We start from the raw sequence: 12415 nt of genomic DNA on the forward strand, positions 1-12415 counted from the left end.
TAAATAATGGACGCGGATGACGGCTAATGATGGGGTGATGATCGGGCCAGTCACGTGGGCTGGCGAGCGCCGTTCCCAATAATGGTCGCAGCACGAACCTTTGACATTTCAAATATCTGCTTCTAGACGGTGGATCGGTTACAGAGGCAACATTCGAAATGGTAGAAGCAGAAGCGGTCGGCGTCGATCTGGAGATCATCGTCCAGGGCGCCCATGGGCGGTCGAAGCCCGAGCTGCGCCTGTGGCTGCGGATGCTGTCGACGACCAAGCTGATCAGCCAGGAAATCCGCCGCCGCCTGCGCGCCGAGTTCGGCGCGACGCTGCCGCAGTTCGACCTGATGGCGCAGCTTTATCGGGAGAAGGACGGGCTTCGTCTCGGCGAGCTTTCCAAGCGCACCATGGTCACCAACGGCAATGTCACCGGGCTCGTCGAGAGGCTCGAAGCCGATGGTTACATTCAGCGGGTAACGCCGCAGGGCGACCGGCGCGTGACGGTGGCAAAACTGACCGAGGCGGGTGTGACACTGTTTGCGGCGATGGCCGCGGCGCACGAAGGCTGGCTGCAGGACATGATGGCGGATATCGGCCCGGATGCCGTTGCTGCGCTCTGGGCGGAGATCGGCACGGTCAAGACCTCCGCCAACAACCACCTTTCCGGCGCCGCCTTCGAATAGGCCTTGCCGCCAGCGTCAGCGCTTCTTTTCCTTGTTGAACCTCTGTTCGAGCAGATTGACCAGCCGCACCATCGGCCAGAGGAAGGCGATGTAGATCAGCGCAGCGCCGATCAGCGGCGTCGGGTTGGCATAGAGCGCCTGCGCGTCCGTCGCCTCCTTGAGAAGCTCCGGCAGCGCGACGGTTGAGGCGAGCGACGTGTCCTTGAACATCGAGACGCAGTTATTGGTCATCGGCGGAATGACGATGCGGATCGCCTGCGGCAGCACGACCTTGCGCAGCGTGACGAAGAAAGGCAGGCCGAGGGCCGCCGCCGCCTCGAACTGACCGCGCGCAATACCCTCGATGCCGGAGCGGAAAATTTCAGCCGAATAGGCCGCCATGACGATCGAGAAGGCGAGGCCGGCGGACGTCCAGGAGGACAGGCGGATGCCGACGAACGGCAGCGCGTAGTAGATGAGAATCAGCACCACCAGCATCGGCGCGGCGCGAAAGATGTCGATATAAAACACCGTCAGATAACGCACCGGCTTTGGCCCGTAGAGGCGCAGAAGCGCGATCACCAACCCGATCGGAATGCCGATGCCAATGCCCGCGACGCCGAGCAGGAAGGTGTTGATCAATCCACGCAGCAGCGCTGGAAATGCGTCGCCGAGAACCCCGAGGTTGAAGAATGTATCGAGGAGGGTCATTTCCTGGTGCCTTTACGCTCACGAAAAAGCCGGCCGTCGCCGGCCGGCATGACTGGGGTGTATTATCGGTAGCCGGCTCAGGGCTTCGGCAGCGGCTGTTCGACGGCGGAAGCGGAATCGGCCGCCGGATCGGAGCCGAACCACTTCTTGTGGATCGCGGCCAGAGTGCCGTCCTTCTTCATGGCGGTGATCGCGTCGTTCGCCTTGGCCAGCAGCGGGTGATCCTTGGTCATCATCAGGCCGTATTGTTCGCCGGTCTTGATGCGCACCTTGACGGCGAGGTCCTTCATCTTGAGGAAGGCGTATTCCATGCCCGGGACGTCGCTAACGGCCACATCGGCACGACCGGCGGAGAGATCCATCAGCAGGTCCTGCTGGGCATTGTAGCTCTTGATGTCGGTGATGCCGTATTTTTCCTTGTTGTCCTTGGCCCACTTGTCGCCGGTCGAACCGGCAAGCACGCCGACGACCTTGCCCTTCAGGTCTTCGACCTTGGAAACGGTCGCTTCCTTGCGGGTGGCAATGCCCATGTCGGCGTCATAATAGGCCTGGGTGAAGGACTGGCTGCCGAGGCGTTCCTTGGTGATGGTGATCGAGGAGATCGCCACATCGATACGCTTCGAAGAGGTGGCCGCAAAGAGCGCCTGGAAGCCGAGGTCGGAAATTTCGACCGTCATGCCGAGACGCTTGGCGACTTCGTTGACGATATCGACTTCGAAACCCTCGAACGTACCCGCAGCCGTCTTGTATTCGAAGGGCGGATTGCTCGGATAGGAGCCGACGGCAAGCGATGCCGCGGAGGCAAAGCCGGCGCTCGCGACGGACAGCGCCGCGGCACCCGCAAGGCCAAAAAAGGCGCGGCGGAAAAGGGTCGTGGTCATGATTGCGTTCCCTCTGTTTTGGTGACCGGCGGCTGTTTTCCCTGCCGGATCGGATGCGAATTCTTCTTGATCGTTGGTAGATGAAGTGACCTGAGCGGGCCCTTTCCCAAGAGCTATCCGGCGGCGTCTCATATCCTCTTTCAACGCGCCTGGAAGCGGATCGTGATGGAAAATCCGGCAAGTTTCAAGGGGAAAGATTGAAGCTTAAATCATGTCCAGACCGGTTGTCCGGGTGGCTGAATCATGGCTCAAAATAGTTTAGGTTTAAACTTGTTTTTTCTTTCCGACGGTTCGATAGTGAGCCACTACCGGGGAACAGAGGCCGCTGGCAATTGTTGCGGTCCCTTAAAGAGAAGCAGGAAGCCGAGCCATGCGTTTTGCCTATTTCGCCTTTTTCGAGAATGTCGACGGAAGCCAGCTCGCCGTGAGCAAGGCGGATGTCGAGACCGCCTCCGAGATCATCAAGCTGACACCCGGGCTGACCACGGCCAACCTCTACACGCCTGAGGTCACCAAGGACATGTACAACAAGGACGAGCAGTCTCCGATCTTCGGCATGCAGCTCTATTTCAACGAGTTGACCGACCTGGAAGACGCGATGGCGCCGACCGGCCACCTGCATCAGCTTGCGGCTTCGGGCGTGCTGTCGAGCATTCGCGGCGCCAAGGGCACTCAGCAGGCCATGTATGCGCGACACTTTCCGGTCGACGATGCCAGGCTTGATGTAGAAAAGAACGGCAATCCCTGTTCCTACGTGGTCCATTATACCGGCCCGGCCGAGGACCTGAACGTCTGGATGCACCACTATGTCAGCCATCACCCGCAGGTGATGCGCACCTTTCCGGGGATCCGCAAGATCGAGGTCCTTTCACGGGTCGACTGGTGCGGGTTTCTGCCCTGGGAGCGGGTCAACCACATGCAGCGCAACCGGGTGATGTTCGACAGCCCTGTCGCACTTCAGGCAGCGCTGCAGTCGCCGGCCCGTATTGCAATGCGCGAGGACTTCAAGACCTTCCCGCCCTTCGAAGGCGGCAATTCGCACTTCCCGATGGAGACGCAGATCATCGTCCCTGACGGACGGTGAGGCCGCTCAGAACTTTATATGGTCGCGGTCGAGATCCGCGACCGAACGGCAGCCGAGAAGCGCCATGGTGCGGCGGATTTCCTCTTCGAGGATGGTGATGGCGCGGGCCGCGCCAGCCTCACCGCCGGCTGCGAGGCCATAAAGTGTTGCGCGGCCGGTCATCACCGCATCGGCACCGAGCGCCAAAGCCTTGACGATATCCGTGCCGCGGCGAAAACCGCTGTCGGCAAGGATGGTGATCCTGCCTTTCAGCTTGCCCGCGATCTTCGGCAGAATGGTGATCGGCGATGGCGCACCGTCAAGCTGACGACCACCGTGATTGCTGATAACGATGCCATCGGCTCCCGCGTCAGCGGCGAGTTCCGCATCGCGCAGCGTCATGACGCCTTTGACGATCAGCGGCTTTTTCCAGATTTTCCGCAGGCGGCGGATATGGCTCCAGTGAAGGTCCGGCTCCACCTGTTCGCGCGACCAGATGGCCGTGCGAGCGAAGGTCTGCTGGTCGGTCGGCAGAAAATCGAGCAGATTGCCGAAGGGCGGAATGCCGCGTGCCATGACCGACAATGCCCAGCGCGGATGACAGAGGATATCTAGCTTGTGGCGGAAAGTCGGGTCCATGCCGGAGCGGTAGTTGCGGCGGTCCCATTCGCGGTTGCCGAAGGTCGCAGCATCGGTCGTCACCATCAGCGCCTGGCAGCCGGCTTTTTCGGCGCGCCCGACCAGTTCGTCCATGAAGGCCTGCGAGCGGAAGACATAGAGCTGCATCCAGTGGGAGAGATTGGGGATGCCGGAAAGCTCCTCGATCCGCATGTTGGAGACAGTGCTCTGGGTGAAGGTCACGCCCGCCTTGGCGGCGGCTTCGGCAAGCAGCCGATCTCCCTGATATTGGAACAGGCCATTGAAGCCGGTCGGTGCGATGATGAAGGGAAGCCGCATCTTGCGGCCGAAGATCGTCGTCGAAAGATCGGGTATACCGATGCCGGTCAGCGTCGAGGGCCGAAATTCGATTTCCGAGAAGACTTCGCGGTTGCGGCGAAGCGTCCATTCGTCTTCGGCGCCGCCCTCGAGATATTCCATAACGAAGGCCGGCAGGCGGCGTCGCGCCATGGCCTGCAGATCGGCGATGGTGACGGCGCGGTCGACATCCCGGCCGCTGTAATATCTGCGTCCTGCGATTGGCATCATTCGACCTGATAGCCGGCTTCCGCAAGCACCGGCGACCATTCCGCATTGACGTCGTCCGGCGGCACGGCGGCGAGCAGGCTGCGCGTATAGGCGTGCTGCGGATCGGCAAACACGGTTTCCGTTCGGCCGCTTTCCACCACCTCGCCGCGATACATGACCATCACCCGATCGCAGAGATATCGAACGACGGACAGGTCGTGGCTGATGAACAGCATCGAGAAGCCGTGTTCGTCACGCAGTTTCAGCAGGAGGTCGAGAAGCTGGGCCTGAACCGAGACGTCGAGGCCGGAAACGATCTCGTCGGCGACAAGGATGCGCGGCAGGGTGCAAAGCGCGCGGGCGATATTGACGCGCTGCTTCTGGCCGCCCGAAAGTTGCGAGGGAAAACGCATCGCCGCATCCGGCGGCAGGCCGATTTCCTTCAACAGTTCGGCGGCGCGGTCCATGCGCTCGCGGGTGCTGTTGTGCAATCCGCTCGCCTCGTTCGCCTGGGTGACGATGCTGCCGATCCGCCGGCGCGGGTTGAGCGCCGATTGCGGATCCTGGAAGACCATCTGGATATAGTCGCGGCGATAGGCCCTGTCGGCATTGCCATTGGCGGTAATGTCGCGGCCAGCCAGCGTGATCTTGCCGTCTGTCGGTGTATCGAGGCCGACAACGAGGCGGGCGAGCGAGCTTTTGCCGCTGCCGCTTTCGCCGACGATACCGACGAACTCACCCTCGCCGAGCGAAAAATCGACGCTGTTGACCGCCTTGAAGGCGCTGCGCTTGGCGAACGGACTCCAGGCCGTCGTGTAGGCCTTGGTGAGCTTCTCGCCGTTGAGATGGATCCTGCTCGATGCGATCTCGCGGCCGGGTGCCAGCGGCGGCGGCACGATATCGGGTGTTTTTTCGGTGCGGATGCAGGCGGCGATATGGTTCGGGCCGATATCGGCAAGCGGCGGTTCGGACCGGGTGCAGGCCTCGATCGCGTTCGGACAGCGCGAGGCGAAGCGGCAGCCCTTCAGTTCCTTCAACACGCGCAGGCCCGGCATGCGCTCGGGCAGGATGAAGAGACCGCGGCGGGGGCCGGTAATCGTCGGGTTGGCGAGCTGCAGACAGCGTGTATAGGGATGGGCCGGTGCCGAAAAGAGCTGCTTGGCGGGTCCGCGCTCGGCCGGGCGGCCGGCATAGAGGACCATGATCTCGTCGCTGATCTGCGAGGCGAGGCGCAGGTCATGAGTGATGAAGATCACCGCCGTGCCATCGCGCTTCTGCATTTCGGCGATCAGCTTGACGATGCGGGCCTGGATCGTCACGTCGAGCGCGGTGGTCGGTTCATCGGCAATCAAGAGACGCGGGCGGCTGGCAAAAGCCATGGCGATCAGGATGCGCTGGCACATGCCGCCGGAAAGCTGGTGCGGATATTTTTCGAGCAATGCCGCGCCATGCGGCAGATGTACGGATTCGAACTCCTTCAGCGCCCGCTCGCGCCAGTTCTCACCGGGGGCAAGGCCGATCCGCAGAAGATGTTCCTTGATCTGCTGGCCGACCGTCAGCACCGGGTTGAGGCCGGAAAGCGGCTCCTGCGGAATGAAGGCGATGTCGCGGCCGAGCAGGCTGCGGCGGCGTTCCGGCAGCATGCTCACCAGATCTTCGCCGTCGAAGGCCAGCGTGCCCCTGGTAACCGCAAACCCCTTCGGCAGATATTGCGAGATGGTGCGGCCGATCATCGACTTGCCGGCACCGGATTCGCCGACCAGGCCGAGGATCTTGCCGGGCTCCAGCGAGAAGTTGAGATCAGTCAGGACCGGGAAATTTTCCTTGGCTCCTACCGATTCAACGCAGAGATTTTGCGCAGAAAGAATGGGATTTTTGGGCGAGGGAATGGCCATGTCAGGTGCGCTCCGTCTGGGTCAGGCGCGTGTCGAGGGTGCGGCGCAGGCCGTCGCCCAGGATATTGAAGCCGAAGACCGCGAAGAAGATCGCGAAGATCGGCGCGATCAGGTTGAACGGCGCCTCGTAGATGTTCTGGCGCGCATCGGCGATCATCTGCCCCCAGGCCGGCGTTTCCGAGCCGACGCTCATGCCGACGAAGGAGAGGATCGCCTCGACGATGATGGCGACGCCCATTTCGAGGCTCATCAGTGTGATGAGCAGCGGCAGGGTGCCGGGCAGGATTTCGCGGGTGATGGTGCGCCAGTGCGAGAAGCCGATGAGCTGCGCGGCAGAGACGTAGTCCCGTCGGCGCAGGACGATGACTTCGCTTCGCAGCACCCGACAGAAGCGGGTCCAGTCGACCAGGATGATGGCGAGCACGACGTTGCGCAGTCCGGTGCCGAGGCCGACCATCAGGATCAGGGACAGAATGACCGGGGGGAAGGACAGCCAGATCTCGACGATGCGGCCGATCACCCAATCGACCCAGCCGCCGAAATAACCGGCGACGTGGGCAAAGAAGGCGCCAATGATCATCGCGCCGATCGAGGCTGTAAACGCCACGGTGAGCGCCACGCGGGCGCCAAAAATCAGGCGGGACAGGACGCAGCGGCCGAGGCTGTCGGTGCCGAGCGGAAACATCGCATCGCCGCCATCGGCCCAGACGGGCGGGGTCAGGATCGACAGCAGGTTCTGCTCGTTCGGATCGTTGGGCGCCAGATAGGGCGCAAAGATCGCACAGACGGCCAGAATGAAGATGATGACGAGGCCCGTCTGGACGCGGCCGGATTTCAGCCAGAGCGGAAGCGGTCGCCCGTTCGCATATCGTAGCATGTCAACGCACCCTCAGTTTCGGGTTGAGGATCAGGTAGAGGCTGTCGACCACGATGCTGATCACCAGAACGGCGACGCAATAGGTGAGCCCCGCACCCTGGATGATCGGCAGGTCGGCGTTGCGGATCGCATCGACCATCAGGTTGCCCATGCCCGGATAGGAATAGATGATTTCGACCAGCAGGGTGCCGCCGAACAGGAAGCCGAACTGCACGCCCATCAGGCTCAGCGTCGGCAGGATGGCGTTCTTCAGGCCGTGGCGGATCAGGATGCGCTTTTCGGAAAGCCCGCGAAGCCGGGCCTGCTGGATGTAGTCGTCCTGATAGGCATCGAGCAGGCTCGAGCGCAGCACGCGCATGAGAGAGGGGGACAGCGCGATGCCGAGTGCAAGGCACGGCAGGATCATGTGCTGGAGCGCATTGAGGAGGGTCGGGATATTGCCGGTGATCAGGCTGTCGAACAGCAGGAAGCCAGTGACGAGCGGGCGCTCGAAACCGGGGCTAAGACGGCCGGTGAAGGGCAGGACCTCGAAAAAGACACCGAATATCAGGAGCAGGAACAGGCTCCAGAGGAATTCCGGAAGGGAGAGCAGCAGGATGGAAACGAAATCCATCACCGCTTCGGCGCGGGTGCCGCGCACGTAGAACAGGAAGAGGCCGCCCGCGAGGCCGAAGACGGTTGCGACCATCATGGCGATGACGGCAAGCTCGATAGTGGCGGGCAAAGTCGAACCGATCAGGCTCGTCACATCCTGGCGGAAATGGATGGAGCGGCCGATATCGCCTTGGAAGAGCTTGTTCAGCCAGATGCCATACTGCTGGTAGAGCGGCAGGTTGAGCCCCATTTCCGTGCGCATCGCCTCGACTTCCTGGACCGTCGCATTGGGCGGCAGGGACATGGCGGCCGGATCGACCGGCAGGATGCGCAGGATGCAGAAGAGAAGCGCGGAAACAAGCAGCAGGATCGGTATCGCGGTGAGGACACGCTTTACCAAGAGCTTGGCAATGGTCGCAAACATGCGCATGCCCCGTATGACGATGTGAAGGAACGGGTCCGGGCGTGCCCGGACCCCAGGATGGCGAGGTCAGCCGGTATCAGGACCAGGACATGGTACTGCCCAGGACCCAGGCATTGCCGTACTTGACGTAGTTCAGGCTCTTCTTGCGCACCAGCGTCTGGACGCTCTGAAGGATCGGGATGTTGGCGCCGGTCTCGACAGCTTCCTGTGCGACGGCCTTATAGCCGGCGATACGCTTCTCGTAGACCGGTTCGACAAAGAGTTTGAGGATCTTGTCGCCGATTTCCGGACCCTTCCAGGCGCCGAACGGCATTTTCGGGTTCATCAGGTAACCGGAGAAGATCTCCGGGTCGCCGGTGGCGTTGTCGAAGCTGTAGAGGGTCGCTTCCGGCAACTGGCCGCCGCGGTTCAGTTCGAAATATTTGGAATATTCGATCTGCTGCAGTTCGACCTTCAGGCCGACTTTCTGCCACATCTGCACCAGTGCCCGGGCAATATCGAAATCGCTCGGGAACTGGCCGTTGGTGGCGGCAAGCGTGAAGGTCGCCGGCTTGTCGGCCGAATAACCCGCATCGGCCAAAAGCTTCTTCGACAGTTCCGGATCGTAGGCGAACTTGTAGTCGGGCAGGTAGCCCGGCGTGCCGGGCGTGGCCGGTACGGAGAGCGGCACGGCCGCGCCGCCGTAAAAGGCCTTGGAGAGCGCTGCCTTGTCGATCGCGTGATGGGCTGCAAGACGGACGGCCATGTCCGTAAATCCCTTGTCATTGCGCATCTGCAAAAGGATCAGGCGGGTGAAGGGGTTGATTTCGGCAGTCAGGCCTTCGGTCTTGCCGAGGCGCTCGGCTTCACGCACCGGAATATTGACGGTCAAGTCCACCTGGCCGGACTGGATGGCTGCGGTACGCGCCGACGGATCCTTGATGATGTCGATCGTGACGCGCTTGATCTTCGGCTTGGTGCCGAAATAGGCGTCGTTGCGCTCCAGCACGATACGGGAATTCATCTGGTAGTCGACGAGCTTGTATGGGCCGGTGCCGACCGGCTTCTTTGCAAATTCTTCCGGGCCGACGGATTCGATATACTTCTTCGGCACCAGATAGCTGCCGAGAAAAGCCAGCCACTGCGGCGCGGTCGGCGTCGGGACCGAGAACTTCATCACGCCGGAGGTCGGCGAGAGGATTTCGATGTCTGTCAGCGTGCGCCAGGAATTGGCGATGTCGAGTTTCAGGCCGGACTTGATGCGATCGACGAAGGTATATTTGAAGTCCTCCATCGTCATCGGATCGCCGTTGTGGAACTTTACGTCGCTGCGGATCTCGAACGGCATCGAAAGGCCATCCGGCTTCAGGTCCCACTTGGTGATGAGGTTGCCGATGAGCTTCAGGTCCGGCGACTGATCGAGCGGTTGGTCGAAGACCATCTTGAAGAGCGGCTGCGCGTCCGGAACGAAGCGAAGGTTCGGGTCCCAGGACGGCACATCGGACGGCCAGCCGATGGTGACGTTATCGGTGTCTGCGGCGAAAGCGATTGTGGCCTGCGAAAGCACAGAGCCGCTGACCGCGGCAAGGCCGAGCATCTGCAGGAGATTTCTGCGGTCGATTTCAAAAGTCATGACGATCCCTCTGGTTCTGCCCGTCGATCGCGACCGACGGACCTGCGGCGGTTGGTGAACGCAAGCCTGCAATCCTGCCAGGGGCTTCTGTTGATTTTCGATGCCGCTTTTTGCGGTCGTCCCCTTAACAATTGAGGGGATCGTAGAACGAGGTATAAATTACTTCAAGCCTAAAATTTCCGTTCGTCAGAAATTGAGAATCCTGTCGACTTCTGCGTGTAGAAGGCCGGAAATGTCGGTTTTTCTCAGCCTATAAGTTGAGAACCCGATGGGCGGCGATCGCCAAAGCGGCCGCCGAAGGCCGGGCCCGCAAAAACCCGTTGACGTCCTTTCCAATTATTTTATGCTTAAAATGTCTTTTAGGAAAATGACGCCTCAACGCGACTGAAAGAGGGATGCTCATGATCGATCCGCATTGTCATTCCAGCAGCATCATGGTGGAGCGCCCGGCGGCGGTCGCGTTCGAACTGATGTCGGACGGGCTCAAACAGGGCCAGTGGGCCTGGGGCAGCCTCAACCGAACAGAGATCGAGCCCGGCCTCTTCGTCGGCACCTCGACCTTCACGGGAAAACAGACATTCGTGCGGCTCGATGTCGACCGCGACCGCTTCCAGGTGGATTACGAGGTCGGTGCGGCCAAGGAAGCCATGCAGTTCCGCAATATGTCTCGCGTCATCCCGGGGGAACTCCTGCGCATGGGGCCGGAGAGGTGCGTGGTGACGCTGCTGACGTGGCGGCTGGAGACGCAGACGGATGCGGAATGGGTCCAGTTCGGCACGATCCACGAGGCCGAGATGTTCCTGATCAAGGGTATCCTGGAACGTGCATAAGGACAGAGCCATGCATTCTCCCTATCTCCTATTCGAGAACCAGGCGCTGAAGAACCCGGATGCGCCGATGCTGATCGCGCCGGCCAGTGCCAAGCTTCCTTATGCGCCCGAGGGTTTTCGCTACAGCTACGGCGACGCTTTCGCCCGTGTCGGCCTTCTGAAGCAGAAGTTTGCGGCGGCAGGATATGGGATCGGGGCTCGCGTCGCGCTCCTCCTCGAAAACCGTCCGGAATTCTTCGACTACTGGCTGGCGCTGAACGCGATCGGCGTCTCGATCGTGCCGATCAATCCCGACCTGCGCCGCGACGAGTTGCTCTTCCAGCTCGACATGGCCGAGGCTCCGCTGATGGTCGTCATCCGCGAGCGGCTGGATGATCTGCGGGATATCTCGCCCGGCAAGGTGACAGTGATCGCTGCCGGCGGCGACATTCCGGCTTCGCCGGAAACATGCGAGGCGCGGCCCGGCGGTCCGGATGCCGAATGCGCGCTGCTGTTCACCTCCGGCAGCACCGGCAAGCCGAAGGGCTGCATCCTTTCGAACATCTATTTCATCGGTATCGCCGAATGGTACACGACACAGGGCGGCATCGCCGAAATGGGCGAGGGAACCGAAGTGGCGCTGACGCCGTTGCCGATGTTCCACATGAATGCGCTCGGCTGCACGGCCGTCGGCATGATCATGAAGGGCGGCGCGATCGTGCCGCTCGACCGGTTCCATTCGAGCAGCTGGTGGGCGTCGATCGCCGATTCCGGCGCGACGATCATCCATTGCCTCGGCGTCATCCCGGCGATCCTGCTGCAGCTCCCGGCCGTCGAAGCGGAGCAGGCACATAAGGTGAAATTCGCGCTGGGACCGGGCGTCGATGCCCGTCACAAGATCGAATTCGAGGCGCGCTACGGCATCCCGATCGTCGAAGCCTGGGCAATGACCGAAACCGGCGGCCGGGCAGTGACCACCACCGCGGCGGACGACTATACGCCAGGCCTGCGCTGCATCGGCCGGCCGCGTGCCGGCATGGATTTTCGGATCGTCGACGATGCCGGGCATGATGCGGAGATTGGCAAGCCTGGCGAACTGCTGGTGCGTGCCCAAGGCGCGAACCCGCGCGACGGTTTCTTCAGCGGCTATTTGAAGGATGAGAAGGCGACCGAGGAGGCCTGGGAGGATGGCTGGTTCCATACCGGCGACGTCGTTTATGCCGACGAAAAGGGACTTCTTTACTTCTTCGACCGCAAGAAGAGCATCGTGCGGCGCAGCGGCGAGAACATCGCGGTGCTGGAAGTGGAAGCGGCCCTTGCCAAGGATCCGGCGGTCAAGGCATCTGCGGTAACGCCAGTGCCGGACGATCTGCGCGGCGAGGAGGTTTTTGCCTTCATCGTCGAAAGCGAGACCGTCGGAGCGGGCGAGCCGGCGGAAAAGGCAAAGCGGATCATCGAGGCTGCCGGCGCCCATATCGCCTATCACAAACTTCCCGGCTACGTCGTCTTCATCGACAGGCTGCCGGTGAGTTCGACCCAGAAGCTGCAGCGCGGCGAGATCAAGACGATGGCGGCAAAGGCGGTCGAGGATGGCTCGGCCATCGACCTCAGGAAGCTGAAGGCGTCGATCCGCAAGGCCGGATGAACTCCCTTACGGTCCCCCATCAGTTCTGATATAGCATAAATCACAGCTTAAATCACGATATGGAGG

Annotated in this window: 11 protein-coding genes; 4 read left to right on the forward strand and 7 right to left on the reverse strand. The window is 61.5% G+C overall.

Features of this window, described 5'->3' with window-relative positions; translation table 11 throughout:
- Positions 1-158: 158 nt before the first annotated feature.
- Positions 159-674, forward strand: a complete 516-nt coding sequence (locus tag AC1DLT_RS15125; RefSeq protein ID WP_477487281.1) for a MarR family winged helix-turn-helix transcriptional regulator — start codon at positions 159-161, stop codon at positions 672-674.
- Between the two features lie 15 nt (positions 675-689).
- Here the strand turns inward: AC1DLT_RS15125 and AC1DLT_RS15130 are convergent, their stop codons facing one another.
- Both AC1DLT_RS15130 and AC1DLT_RS15135 read right to left on the reverse strand, forming a co-directional pair.
- Positions 690-1364 carry an amino acid ABC transporter permease gene (locus tag AC1DLT_RS15130; RefSeq protein WP_247136796.1) on the reverse strand — a complete coding sequence of 225 codons (675 nt, stop codon included), beginning with the start codon at positions 1362-1364 and terminating at the stop codon, positions 690-692.
- 77 nt (positions 1365-1441) lie between these two features.
- Positions 1442-2245: an ABC transporter substrate-binding protein gene (locus tag AC1DLT_RS15135; protein WP_477487282.1), complete on the reverse strand. Its 804-nt coding sequence runs from the start codon at positions 2243-2245 to the stop codon at positions 1442-1444.
- Positions 2246-2615: 370 nt separating this feature from the next.
- Here AC1DLT_RS15135 and AC1DLT_RS15140 point away from each other — a divergent pair, with 370 nt between their 5' ends.
- Positions 2616-3329 carry a hypothetical protein gene (locus tag AC1DLT_RS15140; protein ID WP_477487283.1) on the forward strand — a complete coding sequence of 238 codons (714 nt, stop codon included), beginning with the start codon at positions 2616-2618 and terminating at the stop codon, positions 3327-3329.
- Between the two features lie 6 nt (positions 3330-3335).
- Here AC1DLT_RS15140 and AC1DLT_RS15145 read toward each other — a convergent pair whose 3' ends face one another.
- The 5 genes from AC1DLT_RS15145 to AC1DLT_RS15165 all read right to left on the reverse strand — a co-directional run bounded on the left by AC1DLT_RS15145 (position 3336) and on the right by AC1DLT_RS15165 (position 9895).
- The gene (locus tag AC1DLT_RS15145) at positions 3336-4514 is read right to left on the reverse strand and encodes an alpha-hydroxy acid oxidase (protein ID WP_477487284.1); all 1179 of its coding nucleotides are present in this window, start codon (positions 4512-4514) and stop codon (positions 3336-3338) included.
- Positions 4511-6388: a dipeptide ABC transporter ATP-binding protein gene (locus AC1DLT_RS15150; protein WP_477487285.1), complete on the reverse strand. Its 1878-nt coding sequence runs from the start codon at positions 6386-6388 to the stop codon at positions 4511-4513. Before AC1DLT_RS15150 ends, AC1DLT_RS15145 begins: the two co-directional genes overlap by 4 nt.
- A 1-nt stretch (position 6389) precedes the next feature.
- Positions 6390-7265: an ABC transporter permease gene (locus AC1DLT_RS15155; RefSeq protein ID WP_477487286.1), complete on the reverse strand. Its 876-nt coding sequence runs from the start codon at positions 7263-7265 to the stop codon at positions 6390-6392.
- Position 7266: 1 nt separating this feature from the next.
- Complete coding sequence (locus tag AC1DLT_RS15160) at positions 7267-8283, reverse strand: ABC transporter permease (RefSeq protein ID WP_477487287.1); 1017 nt, start codon at positions 8281-8283, stop codon at positions 7267-7269.
- 76 nt (positions 8284-8359) lie between these two features.
- Complete coding sequence (locus AC1DLT_RS15165) at positions 8360-9895, reverse strand: ABC transporter substrate-binding protein (protein ID WP_477487288.1); 1536 nt, start codon at positions 9893-9895, stop codon at positions 8360-8362.
- Between the two features lie 401 nt (positions 9896-10296).
- Between AC1DLT_RS15165 and AC1DLT_RS15170 the strand changes: the two genes are divergently transcribed.
- Both AC1DLT_RS15170 and AC1DLT_RS15175 read left to right on the forward strand, forming a co-directional pair.
- The gene (locus tag AC1DLT_RS15170; protein ID WP_477487289.1) at positions 10297-10725 is read left to right on the forward strand and encodes a hypothetical protein; all 429 of its coding nucleotides are present in this window, start codon (positions 10297-10299) and stop codon (positions 10723-10725) included.
- A 10-nt stretch (positions 10726-10735) separates the two neighbouring features.
- On the forward strand, positions 10736-12349 hold the full coding sequence (locus tag AC1DLT_RS15175) for an AMP-binding protein (RefSeq protein ID WP_477487290.1): 1614 nt from the start codon (positions 10736-10738) through the stop codon (positions 12347-12349).
- Positions 12350-12415: the final 66 nt, after the last annotated feature.

Source organism: Neorhizobium sp. 05N33 (genome assembly GCF_056397445.1).

What these genes read in the sequence shown, in the direction of transcription:
- AC1DLT_RS15125 (WP_477487281.1), top strand. Translation starts at nt 159, where the DNA reads ATGGTAGAAGCAGAAGCGGTCGGCGTCGATCTGGAGATCATCGTCCAG.
- AC1DLT_RS15155 (WP_477487286.1), bottom strand. Translation starts at nt 7,265, where the DNA reads ATGCTACGATATGCGAACGGGCGACCGCTTCCGCTCTGGCTGAAATCC.
- AC1DLT_RS15160 (WP_477487287.1), bottom strand. Translation starts at nt 8,283, where the DNA reads ATGTTTGCGACCATTGCCAAGCTCTTGGTAAAGCGTGTCCTCACCGCG.
- AC1DLT_RS15175 (WP_477487290.1), top strand. Translation starts at nt 10,736, where the DNA reads ATGCATTCTCCCTATCTCCTATTCGAGAACCAGGCGCTGAAGAACCCG.
- AC1DLT_RS15140 (WP_477487283.1), top strand. Translation starts at nt 2,616, where the DNA reads ATGCGTTTTGCCTATTTCGCCTTTTTCGAGAATGTCGACGGAAGCCAG.
- AC1DLT_RS15165 (WP_477487288.1), bottom strand. Translation starts at nt 9,895, where the DNA reads ATGACTTTTGAAATCGACCGCAGAAATCTCCTGCAGATGCTCGGCCTT.
- AC1DLT_RS15145 (WP_477487284.1), bottom strand. Translation starts at nt 4,514, where the DNA reads ATGATGCCAATCGCAGGACGCAGATATTACAGCGGCCGGGATGTCGAC.
- AC1DLT_RS15150 (WP_477487285.1), bottom strand. Translation starts at nt 6,388, where the DNA reads ATGGCCATTCCCTCGCCCAAAAATCCCATTCTTTCTGCGCAAAATCTC.
- AC1DLT_RS15130 (WP_247136796.1), bottom strand. Translation starts at nt 1,364, where the DNA reads ATGACCCTCCTCGATACATTCTTCAACCTCGGGGTTCTCGGCGACGCA.
- AC1DLT_RS15135 (WP_477487282.1), bottom strand. Translation starts at nt 2,245, where the DNA reads ATGACCACGACCCTTTTCCGCCGCGCCTTTTTTGGCCTTGCGGGTGCC.
- AC1DLT_RS15170 (WP_477487289.1), top strand. Translation starts at nt 10,297, where the DNA reads ATGATCGATCCGCATTGTCATTCCAGCAGCATCATGGTGGAGCGCCCG.